Genomic DNA, 25,019 nt, shown 5'->3' with positions numbered 1-25,019 from the left:
AGTGTGGACTTCCCCCTTAGCAGCTCAGTGATCCTCGTGGTTGCCGTCGCGCTCTGGATTGTATGGGTTGCCCCTTACGTCCTCCGGAACCGCCGGCACCAGTTCCAGCCTGCCGTCGACTTCCTGGCAGACGCCCCCGCCGATGAGGGGCCGGATCCGCACGCCGGCCTGGTCTTGAACGTCGCCGCCCAGCAGGAGAAAGCCATGGAACCCAGGAAGAGTCCGTCACCCGGTGCCGGCGCTGCCAGCACCCCCCCTCCGGCCCGGCTCCGCATCCGCTACGGCCGGACCGCGCTGGCCCTGGTGGGGCTGCTCTCCCTTGTCACTGCATTCATTTCCGGGATCCTGGCTGCCTTTGGCATCGGTTCGCCTGCCCTTCCGATCCTGTGCACGGTGCTGACTGTCGGGTCGGTGGCGCTGCTGCGTATGCTCGCCGTCCGCGACCGCAAGGCAAAGGTCAATGCTGCGTTCCGCTCGGCCATGAGTGCGCCTGCACGCCGCCCGGAGACGGCCGACGCGATTCCCCCAAAACCTGAGGCCGCCCCCGCGCGGCCGGACAGCCCGCTTTTCGATGCCGAGGCAGGCCAGGCCGGGATCAAGCGGCTCACGGCAGTTGAGCTTCGTGAAGCAGCCCTCGCCGTCGCGGTGGCTGCCGGCGATACCAGTGCTGCAGAGGCGGCCCCGGCCACTCCGGCGGGAACCCCTTGGGAGCCGGTGGAAGTCCCCAAGCCCGTTTACGTGGACGCAGCCAAGGCAAAGCGCCCGGAGCCGCAGCCTCTTGAACTTCCTGAGGCGCCCAAGGCAGTTGGCAAGCCGTCCCTGAAGCAGGGCGCTGCCGGGGTGCAGGCAGCGGAGTCCGCGGAAGCACAGCAGGTGGCCGATCAGCAGTTGACCAAGGCGCAGAGCGCGCTGAGCAACCTCGACGACGTTCTTCAGCGCCGGCGCGCGTAAAGTTTGGGCGGGGCGCCTTGGGGTCCCGCGGGCGGCCGGAGCGTCAATTGGCGTTGGGCCGGGAAAATTTGTAGCCTAGGGACACCGGTTCCGCACCATCCTGGAACGCCTTGCAGGTTGCGGCCGATTCCGGGGCTATAGCTCAGTTGGTAGAGCGCTTCGTTCGCATCGAAGAGGTCAGGAGTTCGAATCTCCTTAGCTCCACCATTTGCAGGCGTGTTGCCAGAGCCAGAACACCTGGTTTGCCTTCCTTTTCAAACGCAGGTGCCCACCGCCGGGGCGATTCCTGTCCGCGGGCGGACTCCGCGGATCCTTCCCTCGCTCGTCCCTTCCCGTGGCCCTGATGCAACGAGCCGCTTCCGCAGACCGGGCAAAGGGCGCCAACCTGGGCGAACTGCTGCGCGGAGGCTTTCCGGTGCCGCCGCATACGCTGGGCGGGCGCCTCACGGAAGCCGGTGTCCTGGCCGGGCCCACGGATGTCACTCACCTGCGCTTCGAGGAACTTGCGGCAATGCCCGACGGCGGGGCGTTGCCGCCGCCGGAGAAAGAGCGGCACCGCCGGCGTGTGCTGGCCCGCGCCGCCAAACGCAGTGAGCTGGAAGGTAGGTCCGCAACCCGCACCCTCGTGAACGGGCAAACAGTGGTGGTGGACGGAACCGCGGGACGCGTTACCGTTCCCATAGGCAAAACGCCCCCGGATGCAGGCCCGATCGGATGGGTGGGGGCCTAGAGTGGGCCTCATGGGAATCATCATCGGACTTCTTGTCCTCTGGCTCATCCTGTCCATCGTCGGCTTCGTCGTGAAGGGCCTTCTCTGGCTCGCCATCATCGGCCTGGTCCTCTTCGTCGCCACCGGCGTCTGGGGCTGGCTGAAGCGCAGAACCAACGCCTGACCGTCACCGCCTGCCCGGACCGGCTGTCACCGGCCCGGGTGGGCGGTGGGCGTTAGCGGTCGAAGGACCCTGTCTTTTTCCTCCTGCCGGCGTGATCCTTGCTCCATGAGCCTCACGAAGAAGGAAGGGCACCCCCCACAGCTGGCTCCGCCGGTCGTGCGCAACTTTGCCATCAACCGTGCCCTGCACCCCGACCGCCCATGGATCCGGGCCACCCGGATTAGCGTCGGTCTTGTCGTGCTGGCCGCAATCGTGCAAAAGACCTTCGACGCCACCCTGCCCGGCAACGACGTGGATGTCCCGCAGCTGTATTCGGAATTCACTGTGCAGGGAAATCTTGTCTTCGGGCTTGTCCTGATCATTTCAGGGGTGCTGCGGCGACGCCGGCCGCCGCTGTGGTGGGACCAGATGTTCGGCGCGCTGGTCCTGTACATGGTCATGACGGGCATCATCTACATCGTGCTCGTGGCTCCGCCGGAAGAGCCGTGGTGGACATGGGATTTGTATTGGCCGCAGGTTGCCCACCACCGCCTGGCCCCGCTGGTGGCGGCGCTTGACTGGATTCTCGTCACCCGGACGGTCCGAGGTCCCTGGTGGCGGCCCCTCGCCTGGCTGGGCTACCCGGTGGCCTTCCTTGCGTCTTCGTGGATCCGGGGCGGCCTTGACGGATGGTACGTGTACGACTTCCTTGACCCAACCCTCGATGGCGGATGGGTGAGGGTGCTGGGTTCCACCGGCCAGGTTCTGGTGGCATTCCTGGTTGTTTCCCTCATGGTGCACGCGGTGGGCAATATGCGGGTGGCGCTGGCCACCGGACGGCTGCCCGCGACGGTGATCCCGCCCCGCTAGATCCAGCCCTTCCTCTTGAAGATGCCGTACATAAGGCCGCCGGCAGCCACCATGAGGAGCAGCGCCAGGGGGTAGCCGAAGGACCAATGGAGTTCGGGCATGTTGTCAAAGTTCATGCCGTAGATCCCGGCCACGAATGAGGGCGCAAACAGGATGGCCGCCCAGGACGAGATTTTCTTGACCTGTTCGTTCTGCTCGGCGCTGGCCTCGTTCTGCCGGTTGGCTGTCAGTGTCCCGTCGAGGGTCAGGGCGTTCTGCAGCAAGTCCCGGAAGGAGTCCGCCCGGGAAATCACCCGCTCAACGTGGTCTTCCACGTCACGCAGGTTATGCCGCAGCTCGCTTTCCACTTCGTACTTCTCGAAGCCGCGCTTCAACTGGTCCAGCATCTCGGGCAGGGGGTGGATGGCGCGCTGGAACTGGATGACCTCCCGGGCCAGTTCGTAAATGCGGCGGGACACGGAGGAATCGCCGCTGAACAGCTGGTCCTCGATCTCGTCAATGTCGTTTTCCAGCCCCGCCACCACCGGGGCGTAGTCATCCACCACCCGGTCCAGCAGGGCATACAGCACCGCTTCGGGCCCGTGCCGCAGGAGATCAGGCCGCCCTTCCAGCCGCTGCCGCACCCTGGCAACGCCTGCCGTTTCCGCATGCCGCACAGTCACCACAAAGTTCTTGCCGGTGAACACGTGGAGTTCGCCGAATTCCACGGTTTCGTCCTCGTCCACGTACCGGGCGGGCCGCAGGACGGTGAAAAGGTTGTCGTCGTAACGCTCCAGCTTGGGCCGCTGGTGGGCCGAAACAGCATCCTCCACTGCGAGGGCATGGAGTCCGAACTCGCTGGCCACGGCCGCCATTTCCTCCGCCGTGGGCCGGTAGAGGCCGATCCATGCCATGCCGCCATGCAGGGACAGGGTCTCAAAGGTCTGCTCAAGACTGTCGGGCTCTGCATGGCGGACGCCGTTGACGTAGACGGCGTTATCGATGATGGTCATTCAGGAAATCCTAGCCGCCGGAGCTGCGGCACTGCTCAGGCCGCTGATGAGGGGCTCGGTCCGGTAGGGGATATGGGTGTGCAGGGCCAGCACGGTCTCTGTCCGGATGACACCCTTGATCCGCAGGACCTGCCGCAGGGACGACTGGAGGTTGTGGGTGTCCGTGGCCACCACCCGGCACCAGACATCGCCGCGGCCGGAGATCTCGTGGACTTCCAGGACCTGCGGGATGAGCCGCAGTGCTGCCACGACGCCGTCCAGCTCCCGGTGGGAGACCTCAATGGTCACAAAGGCCACCACGTCATAGCCCACCGCCTCCAGGTCAACCTCGCGCCCGCCCGGGCGCAGCACCCCGCTGCGCAGCAGGCGGCGAACCCGTGACTGGGCCGTGTTGCGGGCGATGCCCAGGGACTCGCCCAGCTCACCGATCTGGATGCGGGGATCCCGGATGAGGGCCAGCAGGATCTTCAGGTCCGTGGGGTCCAGTTTGTTCAAGATCGTCACTCTCCATCATTCGTGGATCCATAAGTTGATGATTTTGCTCAATTATCCCTGCAAGGTCGAAAGATATGGCGCAGCGGTACCGCATTCTTGAACCATCACAGTTGTATCCGCGCCGGGCTCCCACAAGGACCACCCGCCGCGGCGACCCCTAAGGCGGCACAATGACGGTCTTCAGCGAACTGCGCATGCGCCCGGCCACGGCCAGCGGATGGAATGCCACCACTACGGCGCGGCTGGTGATTTCCGGCGCGGTCATCTTCATGCTCCTGGTGGGCGCCAACCTTGCCACCCCGCTGTACCCCCTGCTGCAGGCCAACCTCGGGCTGTCCAGCCTCGACGTGACGGCGGCTTTCGCCAGCTACGTCCTGGCCCTGGTGGGGACGCTGCTGCTCGCCGGGCACTGGTCGGACCATATCGGCCGCCGGGCCGCCCTCCTGGTCGCTGTCCTGACCGGACTGGCGGGCGGCTGGATCTTCGCCGAAGCGGGCACGCTGGCTGCCCTGTGCGCCGGACGGGCGCTGCAGGGAATGGCCGTTGCGCTCGCCACGGGGGCCAGCGCGGCAGCCCTTCGCGAGCTGCTCCCGTCCCGGCCGGAGTGGGCATCGCGCTTTACGCTGCTGGCCTCCTCGGGGGGCGTAGCGGCGGGTCCCGTCATCGGCGGACTGCTGTCGCTGCTTCCCGGTGCCACCACGGCTCCGTACGTCGTCCATTCGCTGTTGCTGGCCGCGCTCCTTGTCCCGCTGTACCTGATCCGCGCACGCCCGGCCATCATGGTGCCGGCAGTGTCCCGCCCGCTGCACGTCCTTGCCCCGCGCCGTCCCTCCGTTTCACGGCAGGCGAGGGGCGCTTTCTGGCTGGCGTCCGGCGTCGGCTTCCTGAGCTTTGCCGTGTTTGGCTTCTCCCTGTCACTCGCCCCGGGCTACTTCGCGCAGGTCCTGGGCACGGACTCCCGGCCACTGATCGGCGTGCTGGCCGGCCTGCCGCTGGGGGCGTCAGCCCTGAGCCAGCTGGTGACCCTGCGCGGGCGCCTGGCCGTGCCTGCGGGGCTGGCCGTCCTGGGCGTCTCCGTCATCCTGCTGGGAGCCGCCGGCGCATGGCACAGCCCACTGCTGCTCGTTGGGGCTGCCGTTACCGCCGGCCTGGGGCAGGGCATGGCCTTCCGGATGCTTTTCAACGAGGTGGCGGGCAAGGTGGAGCCGGCACGCCACGCGCAGATCATCAGCACCGTGTACGTCATCACCTACCTGGGCAGCGCCGTGCCGGTCCTCGGCCTGGGCTGGGCCAGCGCCGTGTTCGGAATGGCGGCAGCCGTGCAGGGATTCGTCCTGCTGTGCGGCTCGGCGGCACTCGCCCTGTCAGCCGTCACCCTCACCGCTTCCATCAAAGCAGCGAAACAGGGGTCCGTCTGAGCCGGGTGGATCTACAGCGGCGCTAGTCCGGAAGCGGGCCGTGGTTGCCTTGGATGTGTTCAAAGACCAGCGTGGTTTCGGTGTGGCCCACCACGGGATCGGTAGCCAAATTGTCCAGGACCCAGTCCCGCAGGTCTTCGGTGCTTCCGACGGCGATGTGCAGCAGGTAGTCCACCGAACCTGAGGTGTGGAAGGTCGACAGCACGGCGGGCAGGTGCGGCACGCGCGCAGTGAAACGGTCGATCTGGTCCCGGTCGTGGGCGCGGAGCCGTACGGCCACCAGGGCCTGCACCGACCGGCCGATGGCCGACAGGCTCAGCTTCGCCTCATAGCCCTGCACAATCCCGCGCTCCGAGAGGGCGCGGGTGCGCATCAAGGCGGTCGACGGCGCAATACCCACCATTTCGGCGAGCTGCTTGTTGGAAATCCTGGCGTCTGCCACGAGGGCCGCAAGGAGCCGCTCGTCAATGGCATCCAGCGGCTCCAGATGCGCCCCGGGCCTGGTGTTCCTGGCATTCGTACTCACGGCGGTTCCTTCCACACGGTCCTTAGTTCATCCTAGACCGCAGAATCTCCGCCATCGGCTCCACAGGCACGCGTCCTGCCGAACATCCGCTCTATCCTCGAAGCTGCTGGAGCGTGTTAATTCGAGTGCGGCGCCGAGTCAGGCAGCGGCCGTTTCCGCGCGGGAATGGACGACCGCGACGGTTGCGGCAGTGAGGCAAGCCAGGGCGATCACGGCTCCAGCCAGTGCGTTCCAGCCCCAGGCCTGGAAGACCAGGCCACCTGCCCAGCCCAGGAGGCTGGAGCCCAGGTAGTAGGCCAGGTTGTAAAGGGACGCTGCCTGCGCGCGGCCGGTGCTGGCGATGGCGCCCGTCCAGCCGGAGCCGATGCTGTGGGCTGCGAAGAAGCCGCCCGTGAACACCACCAGCCCGCACAGGATCAGCACCAGGGACGGGGTGAGGGTCAGGGCGAGGCCGCCAACAGCCAGGCCAAGTCCGCCCAGCAGCACGTTCCGGCGCCCGTATTTCGAGGTCATCCCCGCTGCCCAGCGGGAGGAGAAGGTGCCGGACAGATAGGCCAGGAAGATCAGGCTGATCACGGTGGCCGGCAGCCCGAACGGGGCGCCCGACAACCGGAACCCCAGATAGTTGTAGACGGCCACGAACCCGCCCATCATCAGGAAGGCCTGGGCATACAGGGCCAGCAGCCGGATGTTCCTAAGGTGGCCCCCGAGCGTCCGGACGGCGCTCCGGAGTCCGGCGGCCCGGGCAGGAACAAAACCCCTGGCCCGGGGCACCAGGACAAGGAAGGCGACGGCGGCAATCGTCGCCAGCACGGAAACTGCCAGGGCTGCCGACCGCCACCCCCAGAGTTCGCCGACAGGGCCGGCCACGAGCCGCCCTGAAAGTCCCCCCAGGGTGGTCCCGGCAACATAGCTTCCGGCGGCAAGCGCGGCGTGCGCTTTGCTGACCTCCTCGTTGAGGTAGGCAATGGCGATGGCGGGGATTCCGCCCAGCGCCATCCCCTCCAACAGCCGGAGGACCAGCAGCATGCCGAAGCTGGCGGACAGGGGCACCAGCAGTCCCAGCACCGTGGCCGCCGTGATGCCCCACATCATCGCCTTCACCCGGCCGATCCGGTCCGCCAGGAAGGACCAGGGGATCACGGTTGCGGCCAAACCCACGGTGGCCAGGGAAATTGTGAGGGCAGCCTCGGCGGCAGTGACGCGCAGATCGGCCGCCAGGAGGGGCAGGACCGCCTGGGTGGAGTAAAGCTGCGCGAACGTTGCAACCCCTGCGCATGACAGACCGGCCAGGATCCGCCCGTAGGCCCTGGACCCTTTGGGATGGCCGTTCCACGGAGGGGAAGCCGCCGTGCCGGAGCTCGCTTTCTGTGGCATCAAGCAAGCGTAGTCCCCGGGCAATGAATGCTTCCAATGCATATTTTATGCCAAACTGATAGCAATATCGGATCGCTTCCCGGTCCCGGGAAAGCTCGGGAACCGGCAAGGGAGCAGCCATGGAACCGGACCGGAAACAATTGGCCCAACTTCTGCCCCTCATGCCGGTACTCGCCGAGCTGGGACGGACCGAACACGTCACGGAGACGGCCGAACTCCTCGGATTACCCCAATCGACGGTGAGCAGGGCAGTGGCAAGGGCCAGCGCCGCCGTCGGCACCGAACTCCTGGTCCGGGACGGCCGCGGTGTCCGCCTGACGCCCGCAGCCCGCACCCTGCTGCCCTACATCGAGCAGGCGCTCGCGGAGTTCCAGGCCGGCCTGGACCTGGTCCGGAACGAGTCCGAACTGGTCAGGGGCACCGTGTCCCTGTCTTTCCAGCACACCTTCGGCGAGGCCACCCTGCCCCTGCTGATCAGCGCCTTCCGTGCCCGGCATCCCGGGACCGGGTTCCGGCTCAGCCAGGGCGCCCGGAGCGCATGCCTTGAAGAGCTGTCATCCGGGGAAGCGGACCTGGCCCTCACCGCTCCCGTGGCGCCGGCGGGCAAAACCCTCGATTCGGCCCCGCTGTACCGGGAACCGCTCCGGCTGGTGGTGCATCACGCCCATCCCCTGGCCAGGCAGCGGATGGCCCGGCTGGCCGATATCCGGACGGAACCGTTCGTGGCGCTGGGAACCGGATACGGGCTGCGTTCGCTGACGGACGCCCTGTTCCGCGAGGCGGGATACCGGCCGCGGATCGCCTTCGAGAGCCAGGATTCACACACGGTCCGCGGACTGGTCTCGGCAGGCCTGGGCGTCAGCATCCTGCCGCCCGGCGGCGACGCCCCCGGTAGGACGCTGCGCCCGGAAACCGGAGACCTCGGCTGGGTGGAGGTGCCGCTGGACTCGGAGCTGGCCTTCCGGGAAGTCGGAGTGAGCTGGCGGCGCCGGAAACCCGAAACCGAACCCGTTCCCGCCAGGCTCTTCCGCGAGCTGGTGGTGGCCCAGGGGCCACGCTTGTTGGCCGGGCTGGTCACCAGGGCGGGCCGCTGACCCGGGGAACCGGATGACGACGGCGGGTGGCGGCAGCGCCTCCGCGGAAGGCAGGCGCGGCGCCCCAAAGCCAGGCCACGCAAGTACCCTTGTGACGTGACGAACACCCAGAACCCCTCCACCAGTCCCGACCAGCACGCCACGGACTCGCCAGGCAACCCACTGCACGGCGTCACGATCGGCCTGGACATCGGCGGTACCAAGACACACGGCATCCGCTTTGAAGACGGAGTGCCCGTCGCGGACGATGCGGCGGGGAGCTCCAACGTCCAGAACGTCAGCCGCGACCAGGCAGCACGGAACCTGGCGGAGCTTTTCGCCAGGATCGGTGGCGGCCGCGTGGACCGGGTGTACGCAGGGTCCGGCGGAATCGATACCGACGAGGACGCCGCCGCCCTGGCGGCCCTGATCCAGCCACTCGTTCCGGAGGCCCGCATCACCGTTGTCCACGACTCCCGCCTGCTGCTGGCCGCGGGCCGTGCCAGTACGGGAGTTGCGGTCATTGCAGGTACCGGCTCGGCTGCCTGGGGACGCAACGCCGACGGCGGCGAGGCCCGGGCGGGCGGATGGGGCTACCTGCTGGGGGATGAGGGCAGCGGTTACTGGCTGGGCAGGGAAGCGGTCCGGCACAGCCTGCGCAGGATGAACCAGGGCCTGCCGATTGACCAGCTCACGGCATCCCTCCTGGCATCCTGCGGCCTGGACCACCCCAACAAGCTGATTGCGCTGTTCCATTCCCCGGACACGGGACGGCGCTTTTGGGCCCAGCAGGCCAGGCATGTCGTGGAAGCGGCCGCTGCCGGGCACCAGGACAGTGCAGCCCTGCTGGAGCAGGCCGGCCGCGACCTTGCCGCCTTGGCCGGGCAGGTGCTGGGCCAGCTGAAAATTGAAGGTCCGGTGATCCTGGGCGGCGGCCTGGGCATGAACGTGGCACCGCTGCAGGAGTCATTCCGCCGGAACCTCGAAGCAGGCGGCATCACTGACGTGAGGGTCCTGGACCAGGAACCGGTGTTCGGCGTCCTGCAACTCCTGGCCGAACCGGCCTGACGGCCGACAGGAACCAAACCGCGCTTGCCCGTCAGCGGGCCAGGCGGCGCGCTTAGTCGACGGCGCGCTTACGGGGCGTCAACCGCACGCCGGGCAGCGGGGGAGCGGGAATGCGGCCGGCCTCCGGACCGTGGCCTGGCACCAGTCCATACCTGGCCGCAGCCGTTTCGGCATCCGGCAGCCCGGCCTGCGCTTCCCAGTCCTCCCGGGCCTGCTCCACTTCGTCGTGGGTGCGGCCCACAAAGTTCCACCACATCAGCAGTTCTTCACCGAACGGCTCACCGCCAATCAGCAGGAACCGCGTGCCGGGGCGGGCCTCCATCCGGAGTTCGCTGCGGCCGGTGCCCAAGTAGCCCAGCGGCCCCGCCGGCAGGTCCTGCCCGTCCACCGCCAGGCCGCCGTCGAGCACCAGGATGCCGTGCTCAAAGGCGGGGTCCAGTGGCAGTACCGCGTCCCCTTCGCAGGAAACGTCCGCGCCAACGATCGGCGAAAACATCGTCGCGGGGGAAACGACGCCCGCAAACCCACCCACCATGACGGTGGCGGTGAAGCCGTGGCCGGCGACGCGCGGCAGTTCCCGGTGCTGTTCGAACGCCGGCTCCCAGTTTCTCTCCCCGTCGGGAAGGGCCACCCAGAGCTGCAGGCCCCGCTGCAGCGGCAACTCCCCGCCGTCGGGAAGCACGGCGAATTCAGAGTGCGAGACCCCGTGCCCCGCCGTCATGATATTCAGTTCCCCGGGGCGCACCACCACGTCGCTGCCAACGCTGTCCCGGTGTCGGATGTGCCCAGCCAGCGGCCACGTCACCGTCTGCAGCCCGATATGGGGATGGGGGAGGACAGACATGGCGGTACGGTCCGGCCCGAAGCTGTCCAGGAAGCACCACGCGCCGATGGTGGGCAGTCCGCGCTGGGGCAGGGTGCGCTTGACGTTCATGGCGCGCACCCCGCCCAGGGGCACCTCACGTTCGGGCCACAGCTGCAGGCACGGGCCCGACGTGCCTCCGGCAGGTGCGGGCGGACAAACTTCCTGCTGGGGTGAAACTTCCAAGTTGGTCACGCCTCCACTTTAGGCCTGCCCGGCTTCGGCTACCCATCCACGCCAAGCGGGGTACCGAATGATTACAGTAGGGATTCCTTTGCGGGGATTAGGGCCTCATCTGCTGAAGCCGGCCCCCGTTTGGGTTACCGTAACTATCAGCGTGCTGATGGCAATGTCGCGGTGCTGACAACAGCCCGTCCAAGAGAACAGGTAAGTCCGCACCATGGACCAGGCGATGATCGAGTTCCAGAGCGTTACCAAGAAGTACCCGGGCGGCCAGCCGGCGGTGGACGGGCTGTCCATGTCCATTGCCAAAGGCACTGTGACGGTCTTCGTGGGTCCTTCCGGCTGCGGTAAAACAACATCGCTCAGGATGATCAACCGCATGGTGGAACCCACGTCAGGGACCATCACCGTGGACGGCCGGGATGTCACCACGGTGCCGGCGGCCGAACTGCGCCGCTCCATGGGCTACGTCATGCAGTCGGCAGGTCTGCTGCCGCACCGCTCGGTCCTCGACAACATCGCCACCGTTCCACGGCTGAACGGCGTCTCCAAAGCTGACGCCCGGAAGCGCGCAGAGGAGCTCCTGGACGTGGTGGGCCTGGCGCACTCCCTGGGCAAGCGGTACCCGTCCCAGCTGTCCGGCGGCCAGCAGCAGCGCGTTGGCGTTGCACGCGCGCTCGCCGCAGATCCGCCTGTTCTCCTCATGGATGAGCCGTTCAGCGCCGTGGACCCCGTCGTCCGGGACGAACTCCAGCAGGAACTGCTACGCCTCCAGAAGGACCTGGCCAAGACCATCGTGTTCGTAACCCACGACATCGACGAGGCCACCATCCTGGGCGACAAGGTCGCCGTCTTTGCCACCGGCGGCAAGCTGGCCCAGTACGCCACCCCGGAGGAAATCCTGCGGGCGCCGGCCAACAACTTCGTCGCATCCTTCGTGGGGCGGGACCGCGGCTTCCGCCACCTGGGCTTCACGCCGTCCGACGGCGTGGCCATCCATCCCGTGCCCACGATCGTCCGCTCTCCGGACGGATATGAGTCTGATGCCAGTGCTGCCGGTGGCTGGCAGTTGGTGGTGGATGCAGACAAACATCCCCTGGGATGGTCGGCACCAGGGACCGAGACCGAGCTCGTTCCGGGTGGGTCGCTGTTCCGTCCGGGAGAGAGCCTGCGGCGGGCCCTTGACGCGGCCCTGTCGTCCCCGTCGGGCCTCGGTGTCGCCGTTGATACCGATGGCACGGTATTGGGCGTGGTCCGCGGCGGTGAGGTCCTGGCGCTGATCGAAGAGGCGCGCCAGTTGCGGCAGGCTGCCCTCTGATGGAATGGTTCCTGGCCAACACCGGCATGATCCTGGAACGCGGCGGCCAGCACCTGGTGCTGGCACTCGTTCCCATGGCCCTGGGCCTGCTGATTTCCATTCCGCTGGCGCAGTTGGCACGGCAGAACAGTGCACTCCGCTCCGTGGTCCTGACGGCTTCCTCCCTCCTCTACACCATCCCCTCGCTGGCGCTGTTCATCATCCTGCCCACCATCCTGGGCACCCGGATCCTGGATCCCCTCAACGTGGTGGTGGCCCTGACCATCTATGCCGTGGCACTGCTGGTGCGCGCCGCCCTGGATGCCTTCGATTCCGTGGACGCAGACGTCAGCCAGGCCGCGCAGGCCATGGGCTTCAAGCCGCTGGCCCGGTTCCTGCAGGTGGACCTGCCGCTCTCCCTGCCGGTCCTGTTCGCCGGGCTGCGGGTGGTGTCCGTCAGCAACATCTCGCTGGTCAGCGTCGCCGCCCTGCTGGGTGTCGGCAACCTGGGCATGCTCTTCACCGATGGCCTCCAGCGCGACTTCGTCACCGAGGTGGTGGTGGGGATCGTCGCCATCCTGATCCTCGCGCTGCTGATGGATGCCGTCCTCGTCCTGCTGGAACGCATCCTCACTCCGTGGGAACGGGCAGGAACGCGGCGGGGCCGCAGGGATGAAGGCGGCACTGCGCCCGCCGCTGCGGAGCGCGCCACCCTGGCGGGAGAAGCAGCGTGAGCAACGTCTTTTCAGATACCTTCGCCTGGCTTTCCGACCCCCTGCACTGGTCCGGAAGCATGGGCATCCCCGCCCGGCTGTTGGAGCATCTGCAGTACACCGGACTCGTCATGCTGATCGCCACTGCCATCGCCGTTCCCGTCGGGCTGTTTGTCGGCCACACGGGAAGGGGACGGGTGGCAGTCGTCGCCCTGGCCGGAGCCCTGCGCGCGCTGCCCACCCTGGGCCTGCTCATCCTGTTCGTTCTGCTGGCCGGCATCGGGCTGATGCCTCCCATCTGGGCGCTGGTGATCCTCACCGTGCCCCCGCTGCTGGCCGGGACGTATGCCGGCATCTCCAGCGTGGACCGGAATGTGGTGGACGCGGCCCGGGCCATGGGAATGACTGAACTGCAGGTCCTGTTCCGGGCCGAGCTGCCCAACGCACTCACCGTCATGTTCGGCGGTTTCCGGACCGGCGTGCTGCAGGTGATCGCCACCGTCTCCGTCGTTGCCTACATCAACCTAGGTGGCCTGGGCCGCTATCTCTTCGACGGCCTTGTCCTTAGTGACTTCCCCCAGATGCTGGGAGGTTCCCTCCTCATCGCGGCGCTGGCGATCGCCGTCGACCTTGTCCTGTCCCTGTTCCAGAGGCTGTTCCTGACCCAAGGGGCCTCGAAGCTGTCCTACCGCAGCCATGAGGCTGCGGTTGATCTCACAGACCCCGTTGTTGCGGAGACTGTTGTTCAAGGAGGTAAGTCATGAAAGATAGCCGTCCCCAGCGCCTCGGAAGGCGGGCGTTCAGCGGTTTGGCCGCCGGGCTTGGCCTGGCAGTGGCATTGTCCGCCTGCGGGGGGTCGTCCGATCCGCTGAAGAACCCGCCGGCCACCAGCGGCAGTGCATCGGGCGGGGCGACCTCCCTCGTGGTGGGTTCAGCCGACTTCCCGGAGAGCCAGATCATCGCCGAGCTGTATGCCGGTGCATTGAACGCCAACGGCATCACCGCCACCACCAAGCCGAACATCGGCTCCCGCGAGGTCTACTTCAAGGCCGTCCAGGACGGCTCGGTGGACGTGGTGCCGGACTACAGCGGCAACCTGCTGCTGTACGTGGACAAGGAAGCCAAGGAGGTCTCCGCCGGTGACATCGCCAAGGCACTGCCCGGCAAGCTGCCGGACGGACTCGGCGTGCTGGACGTGTCCAAGGCCGAGGACAAGGACGCCATGGTGGTCACCAAGGCAACGGCGGAGAAGTACCAGTTGAAGTCCATCGAGGACCTGGCCAAGGTCTGCAGCGAGATCGTAGTGGGGGCTCCGGCCACGTTCGCCGAGCGCGCGTACGGCCTGCCCGGACTGAAGAAGAACTACAACTGCGTCCCCAAGAAGCTGGAGCCCTTCAGCGACGGCGGCGGCCCGGTGACGCTCAAGGCGCTGCTGGAGAACCAGGTGCAGGTGGCCGACATCTACACCACCACGCCGTCCATCGCGGACAACGACCTGGTGGTGCTGGAGGACCCGAAGAACAACTTCATCGCCCAGCAGGTCCTGCCGCTGTACAACAAGGCCAAGATGACAGACAAGGCCAAGCAGGCGCTCAACTCCGTGTCCAGCACGCTCACGACGGATGACCTGATCAACCTCAACCGGGCAGTCAGCGGCAGCCAGAAGCAGGACGCCAAGGCGGCAGCAACCGCCTGGCTGAAGGACAAGGGCATCGTCAAGTAAATCGGTTCCCTGTCCGCACGGGCAGGGTACGGACTGGTGATTAACGACGGCGGCTGCCGGACCTGCGGGGGTCCGGCAGCCGCCGCCGGCCGTGTGGTGGACGTCTCAACGGGGATGCATCCTTCCTGTGGCATATTTGAGGGATGGCAGAATTCAGGCAGTCCACGAAGCTCAACAACGTCCTCTATGACATCCGTGGACCGATCCTGCAGGCCGCCCAGCAGATGGAGGCGGAGGGCCATCGAATCCTCAAACTGAACATCGGCAACCCGGCGCCGTTTGGCTTCGAGGCGCCGGACGCCATCCTGGTGGACATGATCCGCCACCTGCCCCATGCCCAGGGCTACAGCGACTCCCGCGGCATCTTTTCGGCACGCACCGCCGTCTCGCAGTACTACCAGACCCGCGGGATCCAGAATATCCACGTGGATGACATCTACCTGGGCAACGGTGTCAGCGAGCTCATCACCATGTCCCTCATGGCCCTTCTTGACGACGGCGATGAAGTGCTCATCCCCACGCCGGACTACCCGTTGTGGACCGCGTCCGTGGCGCTGGCCAGCGGCAGGCCGGTGCATTACCTCTGCGACGAGGAATCCGGCTGGCAGCCCGACCTTGACGACCTGGAAGCGAAGATCACGCCGCGCACCAAGGGCATCGTGGTCATCAACCCGAACAACCCCACGGGCGCCGTCTACCCGGAAGAGACGCTGAAGAAAATCGTCGCCCTCGCCGAGAAGCACGGCCTGGTGATTTTTGCCGACGAGATCTACGAAAAGATCCTGTACGAGGACGCCGTCCATGTGAACCTCGCCAGACTGACCGGTGACGACGTCCTGTGCCTGACGTTCAGCGGGTTGTCCAAGGCGTACCGCGTCTGCGGCTACCGGGCTGGCTGGATGGCCATCTCCGGGCCCAAGAAGGATGCCGCCGACTACCTCGAAGGCATCAACCTCCTGGCCAATATGCGCCTGTGCGCCAACGTCCCGGCCCAGCACGCCATCCAGACGGCGCTGGGCGGCTACCAGAGCATCAACGACCTCATCCTCCCCGGTGGCCGCCTGCTGGAGCAGCGCAACAAGGCATACGACATGCTGAACGCCATCCCGGGCGTCAGCACGCAGCAGGCCCGGGGTGCCCTTTACCTCTTTCCCCGGCTCGACCCGGAGGTCTACCACATCCGGGACGACGAAAAGTTTGTCCTTGACCTCCTGAAGGAACAGAAGATCCTGGTGTCCCACGGCCGTGCCTTCAACTGGGTGCGCCCCGACCATTTCCGGATGGTGACGCTGCCCAACGTCAAGGACATTGAAGAGGCCATCGGCCGGATGGGGGACTTCCTAACCAGGTACCAGGGGAACTAGCCTGTGCTCACGGGCCCACCGGTCCGTGCAACCTTGCGGAAAGGACTCCCATGGCCCGCGTCGTCGGCTTCGACCAGCATCCTGCTGAAACCCTTCGGGCCGGGGAGGGGTTCTCCCTTGCCGCAGTGGACCCGGACTCGACCCCCGGGTACAGCGGCAACAAGGCTGACGGCCGGCTGCTGCTGGCGGAGATGGACGATGAACTTTCCGGGTTGCAGGAAAAGCTCTTTGCCGAATCCCGGTTCGGGGGGACCAAGCGGATCCTGTTGATCCTGCAGGCCATGGACACCGCCGGCAAGGGCGGAATCGTCAGCCATGTCATGGCGGCGATGAACCCTCAGGGCGTCCAGTTCAAGGCATTCAAGGCGCCCACCGACGAGGAGAAGTCCTACGACTTCCTGTGGCGGATCGAAAAGGAAGTGCCGGCGGCCGGAATGGTGGGTGTGTTCGACCGCTCCCACTACGAGGACGTTCTCATCCATCGCGTCCACGAATGGGCCACCCCGGACGAGATCAAGCGGCGCTACGTGGCCATTAATGAGTTTGAAACACGGCTGGCCGACTCGGGGACGAAGATCATCAAGGTGATGCTCCACATCAGCAGTGCGGAGCAAAAGGAGAGGCTGCTGGCCCGGCTGGATGATCCTTCCAAGCACTGGAAGTACAGCAGGGGAGACCTGGACGAGCGGGCCCACTGGGAGGACTACATGGCCGCATATCAGGCGGCCATCGACGAAACGAGTACGCCCAACGCGCCATGGCATGTTGTTCCGGCCAACAAGAAGTGGTTCGCCCGGATCGCGGTCCAGCAGCTGCTGCTCGGCGCCTTGTCCGGCCTGAAGCTGGAGTGGCCCAAGGCCGAGTTCGACGTAGCTGCCGAGCGGGAGCTGGTGGCCCGTTCCTGAGAGCCGCCCTTGGCCGTGGTCCTGCTTCAGCTTCCCTGTTTGGTTTTCCCCGCTTGCGGGTTTGCCTAAAGCGGCTGGTCCCGGGCTGCAGCCAGCCGCTTCCGGGCGCCCTCCAGCCACTCCTCGCAGCGTACCGCCAGCGCCTCACCTCGTTCCCACAGGGCCAGGGACTCCTCCAGGCTTGCCCCTCCTGCCTCCAGCCTGCCCACCACTGCTATGAGCTGCTCCCGCGCTTCCTCGTAGCTCAGGGCTGCGACGTCGGACTCAGGTTTCTGTTCGGTCATGACTTCTCTTCCAATTCCTGGTGGTGGTCGGGGTTTCCTGATTGTGACCCGCCGGCCCCGGTGGACATGGTGCCGGTGGACGTGGCTCCGAAGCGCCCCTCTGCCACGCGGATGGACAGGGCGGCCCCCGCCGGCGCTTCGGCAGGACGGCGGACAACGGCGTGGCCGGCCTGGGCGATCCGGGCGGCCTGGTCGCCTGCCAGTTCGACGACGGCGTACCCCCGGTCAAGCGTCTTTTGGGGCGAGAGGGCCCGGACCTGGGCTTTCAGGTGTTCAAGCTGGTCCGCTGCCCGCACCACGGTGGAGCTCACGGCCGCAGAGGACCGCCGCAGCAGCCGCTCGATTTCCTCGGCCCGGACGGAGACCATTCCTTCGGGTGCCGCCATGACGGGCCGGGAATGCAGGGCCGCCAGCCGGTCCGACTCCCGGTCCACCAGCCGGTCCATGCACCGCCGCAGTTGTTCCCGCGCCTGGCGCACGCCGGCGAGTTCTTCCGAGACTTCGGGAACGATCCGCTTGGCGGCGTCGGTGGGGGTGGAAGCCCGGAGGTCTGCAACATCATCCAGCAGCGGCCGGTCGGCCTCATGCCCGATGGCACTCACCACGGGCGTGGCGGCGGCAGCCACTGCCCGGACCAGTTCCTCGCTGTTGAACGGCAAGAGGTCTTCCAGCGCCCCGCCGCCCCGGGCGATGACAATGACGTCCACCTCAGGCCGGGCGTCCAGTTCCCGCAGGGCGCGGACCACCTGGGCCACGGCGGTATTCCCCTGGACAGCAACCTCGCGGATCTCAAACTCCACCGCCGGCCACCGCAGGGCTGCGTTGCGCAGGATGTCCTTCTTGGCGTCCGAATCCCGCCCGGTGATCAGGCCGATGCGGTGAGGCAGCAGGGGCAGCGGTTTCTTCCGTGAGTCGGCAAACAAGCCCTCAGCCGCCAACGCCTGGCGCAGCCGCTCGATCCTGGCCAGCAAGTCGCCCAATCCCACGGGCCGAATGTCCCGCACCAGCATGTTGAGCCTGCCCGTCTTCAACCAGAACTCCGGTTTCAGCAGGGCCACCACCCGTGAACCGCGCTCCAGCGGCAGATTCTGCCGTTCCAGCACCTTGGTCCACACCGACGCGGGAAGGGACACCTCTGCGTCCACGTCGCGAAGCGTGAGGTAGGCGTTGGTGCCGCGGCGGTTCAGCTCGATGACCTGGCCTTCCACCCATGCCGACGGGGTGCGGTCGATATGCGCCTTAAGCTTCTGCGACAACAGCTGCAGCGGCCAGGGGTTGTCCGGGCTGGTTTCCGCCGCTGTGGCCGGCAGGGTAGTGGGCGCCGCACCCGGAAGGGAGGCCTGGTCAGACATGCGGACGCCGTTGGGAGGCTGCTGGTGCTGCGGGCATGCGGTCCTTCATCTGTTGTGGGCGGTCAATCAACCTTATCCATAAGGTGTAGCACCGGGCACTGACAGGGACGGCCCTTCCACCCTGCCTAGGATGGGGTAAGGCCCCCAACCCCGAAGGACCTGTTGTGCGCACTTTTGTTTCTGCCATCGCCACCGTGCTGGGCATCCTCCTGGCCGCCGTTGCGGTTCCCGCCATGTGGGTGGACCGGAACATTGTCCAGGAAGACGGGTTTGTCCGCCTTGCAGCTCCACTCGGCAAGGACTCAGACTTCCAAAGGAAACTCGCTGCGGCGGCGGTGGGAACGATCGATACCGGATCTGTCCCCGGTTTCCTGTCCGGGCTGGTCCAGCCGATGCTCGAGAAGGCGGCGGAGTCCCTGACCGGGCTTCCCGGCTATCCGGCGGCGTGGGAGGAGACGCTCCGCCGGAGCCACCGCCTAAGTTTCGCCGACCCGGCGGCCAGTCCGCAGGGCGGTGCCTCGGCATCCTCGTTAACCCTCGACGTCGCCCCGTTGGTTGCCCTCGGCTCGGAGGAGATCTCCCGCACCACCCGGCTTCCCCTCGACCCTCCGGAGCAAACGCTGATCAATGTCGGCCAGCCCGTTCAGCGGCAATGGACCGAGCGGCTGGCCACGTACGCACCCATGGGCTACATCCTGGCCATCGGTTCAGCCATAGCGTTCCTGCTGGCTCTCGTCGCGGCACGGCGCCGCTGGACCGTGCTGCTGGCAGCCGGACTCGGCGGACTGGCCCTTGCAGGGGCGTGGGGCTTGGCCTTACAGCTGGGTTCGGCCCGTGCCCAGGCCACGGACACCGGCAATGCGGTGGCCAACATGTTCCGTGACGAGTTCCTGGCCGCCGCAGGCACCGATTTCCAGACGTGGATCGCAGCGGCCACGGTGACAGGTGGCGTTCTTATGGCAGCAGGCGTTGTGACCTTGTTCGCATCCCGGAAACGGGCGCGGGCCAGCCGGTAGCATGGAGGGATGACCACCTCGGCTGTACCCCTCTCGATGCCAACCATTCCACGCAGGCGCCGCTCGCCTGAGGACGTAGCAGCGGCAGCCCCCGTGAACGGCACCAAGAAGGTGCTGTTGGCTGCCCCCCGTGGCTACTGTGCAGGCGTTGACCGGGCCGTGATCGCCGTCGAAAAGGCACTGGAACACTACGGGCCGCCCGTGTATGTCCGCAAGCAGATCGTCCACAACGTCCACGTGGTCAGCTCCCTGGAGGAAAAGGGCGCCATCTTCGTGGAGGAGACGGACGAAGTGCCCGAAGGCGCGCTGGTGATTTTCTCCGCCCACGGCGTTTCCCCCGCAGTGGTCGAATCCGCCGAAGAGCGCGGCCTGCGCACCATTGATGCCACGTGTCCGCTGGTTACCAAAGTGCACAAGGAAGCCGTCCGCTTCGCCAAGGACGATTTCGACATCCTCCTGATCGGCCACGACGGGCATGAGGAAGTGGAAGGCACCTCCGGTGAAGCGCCGGAACACATCCAGATCATCAACGGTCCCCATGAAGTGGACAAGGTAACTGTCCGTGACCCCGAGAAGGTCATCTGGCTCTCGCAGACCACGCTGAGCGTCGACGAGACCATGGAGACCGTCCGGCTGCTCAAGGAGCGGTTCCCCACCCTGCAGGACCCGCCCAGCGATGACATTTGCTACGCCACCACCAACCGGCAGGTCGCCATCAAGAAGATCGCACCCAAGGCGGACCTGGTGATCGTGGTGGGCTCGGCCAACTCGTCGAACTCCGTCCGCCTGGTGGAGGTGGCACTTGAGTACGGCGCCAAAGCCTCCTACCGGGTGGACTTCGCCAACGAGGTTGACGAAGCCTGGTTCGAGGGCGTCGCTACCGTGGGCGTCACATCCGGGGCTTCGGTTCCGGAAGTCCTGGTCCAGGACGTCCTCAGGCTCCTGGCAGACTATGGCTACGGCGCGGTGGAGGAAGTGGTCACGGCAGAGGAAGACCTCCTGTTCTCGCTGCCCAAGGAACTCCGCGCAACCCTGAAGCAGGCCGGCGACGTCAGCCGCGCCCTTGGCGGACGCCGGCCCCGCAGCTGAGTCCCCTGCATTATCAGCAGCCGGACGCCAACTAGACGTAAAAGACGGGCCGGGCAGTCACACGACTGCCCGGCCCGTCCTGCATCCGCGGCCCGTTGTCAGGCGGCCTCGCCGTCGCCCTGGAGTTCGGGTGCCACCAGCGAGCGCGGCGTCACCTCCACAACAGGAGGTGTCACCAGGCCGGACTCCTCGAGCGTGTTGAGCTTCCGGGCAGTGGGCAGCACCCTGGCTTCCAGGGTGCCCACCATGGCGTTGTAACGGTCCACCGAAGACTTGAGGGAAGAGCCCAGTTTGGTGACGTTTTCACCCAGGGTGCCCATCCGGTCGTACAGCTGCCGCGCGAGCTCGAACAACTCACGTGCACTGTCCGTCAGGACGTCCTGGCGCCACGTGAATGCCACCGACTTCAGCACGGCCAGCAGGGTGCTCGGCGACGCAAGGACCACGTTGCGGGACAACGCGTAATCCAGGAGCCCGGCGTCGGCAGTCAGTGCTGCCGCCAGGATGGATTCGGCCGGAATGAAACAGACCACCAGTTCCGGAGAGTTTCCCGGGATGTCCCAGTATTTCTTGGTGCCCAATGCGTCAACGTGCGCCCTCAGGGCCTTGGCATGCGCCGCCAGCAGCGCCTGCCGGTTCCGCCCATCACTTACCGACTGGAGTCCGGAGGGCTGGCCGGCGCGCGGATCCACCGCACCCAGTTCCTGTGCCTCAAGGTAGGACGACAACGGGACTTTGGCATCCACCACCAGCTGCTTGTCGCCCGGCAACTGCACCACCAGGTCCGGGCGGACAGCCGAGTCCTGGCCGGCGCTGTGCACCTGTTCCACAAAGTCCACGTGGCGCAGCATCCCCGCGGCCTCCACTACACGCCGCAGCTGCACCTCGCCCCACTGGCCCCTGGCGCTGTTGGAACGCAGGGCCGATTCCAGGGCATGCGTGGACCGTATGAGCTGTTCATCGGAAAGCCTTGCCTCCTGCAGCTGCTGCGCCAGTTGGCCGTACTGTTCCACCCGGTCCCGCTCCAGCAGCGCCACCTGCTGCTGGACAGCGGACAGCTTCTCCGCCACCGGAGCCAGCGCGCGCAGGACACTGCCGTCCTGCGTCCTGGCCTCGCCCAGCTCACGGTTCTGCACCGCCAATAGCCGCCGCTCGGCGTCGGCCGCTGCCAGCTGCGCCGTGACCTCCGAAAGGCGGGACGACACCTGGTCAAAGTCCGCCTCCAAGGCATGCGAGTTCCTGCGCAGGGAGAAATAAGTGGCCGCGGCGCCGGCAAGCGCACCAAGCAGCAGCATGAGAAGGGCCAGAATCAAGGCAAAAGCATCCATGGCTTCACTGTTGCACGGGCCTCTGACAATCAAAGGCAATGACATTCCCCGGTAGGGGCTGCCGGGGCCGGACGGGTAGAATCAATGCTCGTGGCTCTAACTATTGGCATCGTCGGACTGCCCAACGTCGGCAAATCAACCCTCTTCAACGCGCTCACCCGCAACCAGGTCCTGGCCGCGAACTACCCGTTCGCCACCATTGAACCGAACGTCGGTGTAGTGAACCTCCCGGACCCCAGGCTCCAGAAGCTCGCCGGGATCTTCGGCTCGCAGCGTGTCCTGCCTGCCGCCGTGTCCTTCGTCGACATCGCAGGCATCGTCAAGGGTGCGTCGGAGGGGGAGGGGCTGGGCAACCAGTTCCTGGCCAACATCCGCGAGGCTGAAGCCATCGCCGAGGTTGTCCGGGTCTTCGATGACCCCGACGTGGTGCACGTCGACGGCAAGGTGGATCCCCGCTCGGACATGGAAACCATCAACACCGAGCTGATCCTCGCCGACCTGCAGACCATCGAAAAGGCCATCCCGCGGATCGAAAAGGAAGTCAAGATCAAGAAGCGGGAGGCCGCCGAGCTTGCGGCCATCAAGTCCGCGCAGGCGGTCCTGGAACGGGGTGACACCATCTACTCCTCCATCAAGAGCGACAAGCTGGAGATGGAGCACCTCAAGGAGCTGGGGCTGCTGACGGCCAAACCCTTCATCTACGTTTTCAATGCGGATGAAGCCATCCTGGGCAGCCCGGAAAAGCAGGAGGAGCTGCGCGCCATGGTGGCCCCCGCGGACTGCATCTTCCTTGACGCAAAGCTCGAAGCAGACCTCGTGGAACTCGACGAGGAAGAGGCCCGCGAGATGCTCGAGATGAACGGCCAGGACGAATCCGGCCTGGACCAGCTGGCGCGCGTCGGCTTCCACACCTTGGGGCTGCAGACGTACCTCACTGCCGGGCCCAAGGAAGCGCGGGCCTGGACCATCCGGCAGGGGGACACGGCACCGCAGGCCGCCGGCGTCATCCACTCCGACTTCCAGCGCGGATTCATCAAAGCCGAGGTGGTCTCCTTCAACGACCTCGTGGAGGCCGGCTCCATGGCTGAAGCAAAGTCCCGCGGGAAGGTCCGCATCGAAGGCAAGGAATACGTCATGGCCGACGGCGACGTGGTGGAGTTCCGCTTCAACGTCTGACCGGCCGGACGGCTTATCCTGAGTCTGTAGGGCGTGATCGTGGCGACCCAGTCCCCTCCGGAGAGGGAAAACACAAGGAGGCGGCATGCCGGTCCGGCGTCTGATGCAGTTGCTCATCGCCGTATTGGCGGCTGCCCTGGTTCTTTCAGGCTGCTCAGGCACCAGTGCCCCCTCGGTGGTGGTGGGGGAGGCGAAGCGCGGCGGCAGCGTGACGGTGGCAGAGGTCAATGCCTTCTCCTCGTTCAACCCCTACAGCGCCAACGGCAATACCGACATCAACTCGAAGATCGGTGCCATTACCCACTCCGGCTTCTACTACCTCGATGACAGCTCCAAAGTTGTCCGCAATGACAAGTTCGGGCACTTCGAAAAGGTCTCCGACCAGCCGCTCAAGGTGAAGTACACAGTCAACGAGGGCGTCAAGTGGTCGGACGGTGCGCCAATTGGCGCGGCCGACCTGCTACTAAGCTGGGCCGCCGGGTCAGGCTACTTCGACGACGTCGATCCAGCGGCCGGGAAGGGAACCAAGTACTTCTCCGTGGCGTCTGACACCACCGGGCTGGCAGGCACCCAGTTTCCTGAAATCGGCTCGGACGGCCGGTCCATCACCATCGAGTACGCAGCACCGTATGCCGACTGGGAAGTGGCGTTCGACGTCGGCCTCCCGGCCCACGTCGTCGCCGCCAAGAGCGGGCTGAACGATGAGGAGGACCTGGTTGATCTCCTCAAGGACACCCCGCGGGGCAATCCGGAAAAGCCGGCATCGAACCCCGCGCTCAAGAAGGTCAGCGACTTCTGGAATACCGGTTTCGATACAAAATCCATTCCCGACGATCCGGCACTCTACCTGTCCAGCGGCCCCTACATTGTCCGCGACATCGTCCCGGAGGTTTCAATGAAGCTGGTCCGGAACCGGGACTACGTCTGGGGTTCCGAACCCTGGCTGGACGAGATCAACGTCAGGTTCACCGGGGCAGTGCCGGCCGCAGTTGATGCCCTGCGCAACGGGCAGGCAGACATCATCTCGCCCCGGCCCTCGGCTGCCACGGACAATCTCCTCACGGGCCTGTCCGGCCAGGGCATCACCGTTGAACGGTACAAGCAGTCCGGCTACGACCACCTGGACCTCAACTTCGCCGGACCGTTCGCCGACAAGGACGTCCGGGAAGCGTTCCTCAAGACGGTTCCACGGCAGGCAATCGTGGACGCAGTGCTGGGAAACCAGGTGCCGGACAGCAAGCCGCTGGACTCGCAGGTCTTCCTGCCTGGACAGCCCAAATACGAAGAGACGGTAAAGAACAACGGCTCCTCAAACTACGCCAAGGTGGACATCGACGCCGCAAAGAGCCTCCTGAAGGGCGCAACCCCCACTGTCCGGATTCTCTACAACCGCGACAATCCCAACCGTGCCAGGGCGTTCACCCTGGTCCGCGACTCGGCCGTCCTGGCAGGATTCCGGGTGGTGGACGGTGGCCAGGGGAGTGCCGACTGGGCAGCTGCCTTGAGCCGTGGCGGCTATGACGCCGCCTTGTCCGGATGGATTGGGACCGAGGCCGGCGTGAGCCGGGTGCCGCAGATCTTCCGCACCGGGGCAGGCAGCAACTTTACGGGCTATTCCGACGGCGACGCGGACAAGGTCATGGAACAACTGTCCCAGACCACGGATCTGGGCAAACAGGACGAACTCCTGGCCGAGATCGACAAGCACGTCTGGGAGGACGCGTACGGGCTGCCCCTCTACCAAACCCTCGGCACAACTGCCTTCAACTCCAAGGTGGCCGGCGTGAAGACCAGTCCCGGCCCCCTCGGTGTGTGGTGGAACGTATGGGACTGGCGTCTGTCCTGACGCAGCCGCGTTTCCTTTAGGTCTTCCGGCCCTTGCGGGGAGCCGCGCCAGCCGATTCGCCGTCTGGCTTACTGGCGAGTAGCATGTGACGTGCCTAACTATCCACTGTGGCCTGGGGCATTTGACTGCGCCGGTCACGGTTTGGCAACGGAGTACCAGTATCTGGACTTTGTGCGGTTAGGCTAACCCGTATATGTAGGTTTCGTCACAGCGGTGTGCTGCGTCCGGCCTGCGGGGAA

General features: G+C 66.2%; 25 protein-coding genes and 1 tRNA gene. 18 read left to right on the top strand and 8 right to left on the bottom strand.

The window, feature by feature from the left end; translation table 11 throughout:
- Positions 1–27 precede the first annotated feature (27 nt).
- The 5 genes from ASG79_RS21990 to ASG79_RS21975 all read left to right on the top strand — a co-directional run bounded on the left by ASG79_RS21990 (position 28) and on the right by ASG79_RS21975 (position 2,693).
- Complete coding sequence (locus ASG79_RS21990) at positions 28–951, top strand: hypothetical protein (RefSeq protein ID WP_056394241.1); 924 nt, start codon at positions 28–30, stop codon at positions 949–951.
- Positions 952–1,082: 131 nt separating this feature from the next.
- Positions 1,083–1,158: transfer RNA gene (locus ASG79_RS21985), tRNA-Ala, on the top strand.
- A 136-nt stretch (positions 1,159–1,294) separates the two neighbouring features.
- Positions 1,295–1,681 carry a hypothetical protein gene (locus ASG79_RS21980; RefSeq protein ID WP_156400266.1) on the top strand — a complete coding sequence of 129 codons (387 nt, stop codon included), beginning with the start codon at positions 1,295–1,297 and terminating at the stop codon, positions 1,679–1,681.
- A gap of 10 nt (positions 1,682–1,691) precedes the next feature.
- Positions 1,692–1,844: a hypothetical protein gene (locus ASG79_RS23935; protein ID WP_018769235.1), complete on the top strand. Its 153-nt coding sequence runs from the start codon at positions 1,692–1,694 to the stop codon at positions 1,842–1,844.
- A 105-nt stretch (positions 1,845–1,949) separates the two neighbouring features.
- Positions 1,950–2,693, top strand: coding sequence for a Pr6Pr family membrane protein (locus tag ASG79_RS21975; RefSeq protein WP_056394138.1), 744 nt, complete (start codon positions 1,950–1,952; stop codon positions 2,691–2,693).
- Here the strand turns inward: ASG79_RS21975 and corA are convergent.
- Together corA and ASG79_RS21965 are read right to left on the bottom strand one after the other, a co-directional pair.
- The gene (gene corA / locus ASG79_RS21970) at positions 2,690–3,685 is read right to left on the bottom strand and encodes a magnesium/cobalt transporter CorA (RefSeq protein ID WP_018769237.1); all 996 of its coding nucleotides are present in this window, start codon (positions 3,683–3,685) and stop codon (positions 2,690–2,692) included. The two genes, ASG79_RS21975 and corA, sit on opposite strands and share 4 nt — an antisense overlap.
- Positions 3,686–4,180 (bottom strand): Lrp/AsnC family transcriptional regulator, encoded by a 495-nt coding sequence (locus ASG79_RS21965; protein WP_026265759.1) that lies wholly within the window; start codon positions 4,178–4,180, stop codon positions 3,686–3,688.
- Positions 4,181–4,350: 170 nt separating this feature from the next.
- Here ASG79_RS21965 and ASG79_RS21960 point away from each other — a divergent pair, with 170 nt between their 5' ends.
- Positions 4,351–5,598, top strand: coding sequence for an MFS transporter (locus ASG79_RS21960; protein WP_056394135.1), 1,248 nt, complete (start codon positions 4,351–4,353; stop codon positions 5,596–5,598).
- A gap of 22 nt (positions 5,599–5,620) precedes the next feature.
- Here the strand turns inward: ASG79_RS21960 and ASG79_RS21955 are convergent, their stop codons facing one another.
- Both ASG79_RS21955 and ASG79_RS21950 read right to left on the bottom strand, forming a co-directional pair.
- Positions 5,621–6,124: an Lrp/AsnC family transcriptional regulator gene (locus ASG79_RS21955; RefSeq protein WP_026265760.1), complete on the bottom strand. Its 504-nt coding sequence runs from the start codon at positions 6,122–6,124 to the stop codon at positions 5,621–5,623.
- Positions 6,125–6,262: 138 nt separating this feature from the next.
- The gene (locus tag ASG79_RS21950; RefSeq protein ID WP_018769241.1) at positions 6,263–7,501 is read right to left on the bottom strand and encodes an MFS transporter; all 1,239 of its coding nucleotides are present in this window, start codon (positions 7,499–7,501) and stop codon (positions 6,263–6,265) included.
- A gap of 119 nt (positions 7,502–7,620) precedes the next feature.
- Between ASG79_RS21950 and ASG79_RS21945 the strand changes: the two genes are divergently transcribed.
- Both ASG79_RS21945 and ASG79_RS21940 read left to right on the top strand, forming a co-directional pair.
- A complete protein-coding gene (locus ASG79_RS21945) occupies positions 7,621–8,595 on the top strand; it encodes a LysR family transcriptional regulator (RefSeq protein WP_018769242.1) in 975 nt (324 codons plus the stop codon).
- 96 nt (positions 8,596–8,691) lie between these two features.
- Positions 8,692–9,642, top strand: a complete 951-nt coding sequence (locus ASG79_RS21940; protein WP_056394132.1) for an N-acetylglucosamine kinase — start codon at positions 8,692–8,694, stop codon at positions 9,640–9,642.
- 52 nt (positions 9,643–9,694) lie between these two features.
- Here the strand turns inward: ASG79_RS21940 and ASG79_RS21935 are convergent, their stop codons facing one another.
- Positions 9,695–10,699 (bottom strand): pirin family protein, encoded by a 1,005-nt coding sequence (locus ASG79_RS21935; protein ID WP_056394129.1) that lies wholly within the window; start codon positions 10,697–10,699, stop codon positions 9,695–9,697.
- 205 nt (positions 10,700–10,904) lie between these two features.
- Here ASG79_RS21935 and ASG79_RS21930 point away from each other — a divergent pair, with 205 nt between their 5' ends.
- The 6 genes from ASG79_RS21930 (at position 10,905) to ASG79_RS21905 (ending at position 16,689) form a co-directional block, all read left to right on the top strand.
- Positions 10,905–12,005 (top strand): ABC transporter ATP-binding protein, encoded by a 1,101-nt coding sequence (locus ASG79_RS21930; RefSeq protein ID WP_056394127.1) that lies wholly within the window; start codon positions 10,905–10,907, stop codon positions 12,003–12,005.
- Positions 12,005–12,718 (top strand): ABC transporter permease, encoded by a 714-nt coding sequence (locus tag ASG79_RS21925; RefSeq protein WP_018769246.1) that lies wholly within the window; start codon positions 12,005–12,007, stop codon positions 12,716–12,718. The genes ASG79_RS21930 and ASG79_RS21925 overlap by 1 nt, the downstream gene beginning before the upstream one ends.
- Entirely contained in the window at positions 12,715–13,461 is a 747-nt protein-coding gene (locus ASG79_RS21920) for an ABC transporter permease (RefSeq protein ID WP_056394126.1), read from the top strand. Before ASG79_RS21925 ends, ASG79_RS21920 begins: the two co-directional genes overlap by 4 nt.
- On the top strand, positions 13,458–14,420 hold the full coding sequence (locus tag ASG79_RS21915) for an ABC transporter substrate-binding protein (RefSeq protein ID WP_056394123.1): 963 nt from the start codon (positions 13,458–13,460) through the stop codon (positions 14,418–14,420). The genes ASG79_RS21920 and ASG79_RS21915 overlap by 4 nt, the downstream gene beginning before the upstream one ends.
- Positions 14,421–14,563: 143 nt before the next feature.
- Positions 14,564–15,784 carry a pyridoxal phosphate-dependent aminotransferase gene (locus ASG79_RS21910; RefSeq protein WP_056394120.1) on the top strand — a complete coding sequence of 407 codons (1,221 nt, stop codon included), beginning with the start codon at positions 14,564–14,566 and terminating at the stop codon, positions 15,782–15,784.
- A gap of 50 nt (positions 15,785–15,834) precedes the next feature.
- Positions 15,835–16,689, top strand: coding sequence for a polyphosphate kinase 2 family protein (locus tag ASG79_RS21905; RefSeq protein WP_056394117.1), 855 nt, complete (start codon positions 15,835–15,837; stop codon positions 16,687–16,689).
- Positions 16,690–16,754: 65 nt separating this feature from the next.
- Here ASG79_RS21905 and ASG79_RS21900 read toward each other — a convergent pair whose 3' ends face one another.
- Both ASG79_RS21900 and xseA read right to left on the bottom strand, forming a co-directional pair.
- Entirely contained in the window at positions 16,755–16,973 is a 219-nt protein-coding gene (locus ASG79_RS21900; RefSeq protein ID WP_018769251.1) for an exodeoxyribonuclease VII small subunit, read from the bottom strand.
- Positions 16,970–18,325 (bottom strand): exodeoxyribonuclease VII large subunit, encoded by a 1,356-nt coding sequence (gene xseA / locus ASG79_RS21895; RefSeq protein WP_056394115.1) that lies wholly within the window; start codon positions 18,323–18,325, stop codon positions 16,970–16,972. The genes ASG79_RS21900 and xseA overlap by 4 nt, the downstream gene beginning before the upstream one ends.
- A 164-nt stretch (positions 18,326–18,489) precedes the next feature.
- On the opposite strand from xseA, the gene ASG79_RS21890 reads away from it, so the two are divergent.
- Together ASG79_RS21890 and ASG79_RS21885 are read left to right on the top strand one after the other, a co-directional pair.
- Entirely contained in the window at positions 18,490–19,341 is an 852-nt protein-coding gene (locus tag ASG79_RS21890) for a hypothetical protein (protein ID WP_018769253.1), read from the top strand.
- A 9-nt stretch (positions 19,342–19,350) separates the two neighbouring features.
- Positions 19,351–20,430, top strand: coding sequence for a 4-hydroxy-3-methylbut-2-enyl diphosphate reductase (locus ASG79_RS21885; RefSeq protein WP_026265762.1), 1,080 nt, complete (start codon positions 19,351–19,353; stop codon positions 20,428–20,430).
- 98 nt (positions 20,431–20,528) lie between these two features.
- Here the strand turns inward: ASG79_RS21885 and ASG79_RS21880 are convergent, their stop codons facing one another.
- Positions 20,529–21,758, bottom strand: coding sequence for a DNA recombination protein RmuC (locus ASG79_RS21880; RefSeq protein WP_018769255.1), 1,230 nt, complete (start codon positions 21,756–21,758; stop codon positions 20,529–20,531).
- Between the two features lie 90 nt (positions 21,759–21,848).
- Between ASG79_RS21880 and ychF the strand changes: the two genes are divergently transcribed.
- Together ychF and ASG79_RS21870 are read left to right on the top strand one after the other, a co-directional pair.
- Positions 21,849–22,934: a redox-regulated ATPase YchF gene (gene ychF / locus ASG79_RS21875; RefSeq protein ID WP_056394238.1), complete on the top strand. Its 1,086-nt coding sequence runs from the start codon at positions 21,849–21,851 to the stop codon at positions 22,932–22,934.
- Between the two features lie 85 nt (positions 22,935–23,019).
- Positions 23,020–24,780, top strand: coding sequence for an ABC transporter family substrate-binding protein (locus ASG79_RS21870; protein ID WP_018768616.1), 1,761 nt, complete (start codon positions 23,020–23,022; stop codon positions 24,778–24,780).
- The last annotated feature ends 239 nt before the right edge of the window (positions 24,781–25,019 follow it).

Source organism: Arthrobacter sp. Soil761, assembly GCF_001428325.1.
GTDB lineage: Bacteria > Actinomycetota > Actinomycetes > Actinomycetales > Micrococcaceae > Arthrobacter.
The sequence above is the reverse complement of the archived record's forward strand: the minus strand, read 5'-3'. Positions and strand labels throughout refer to the sequence as shown.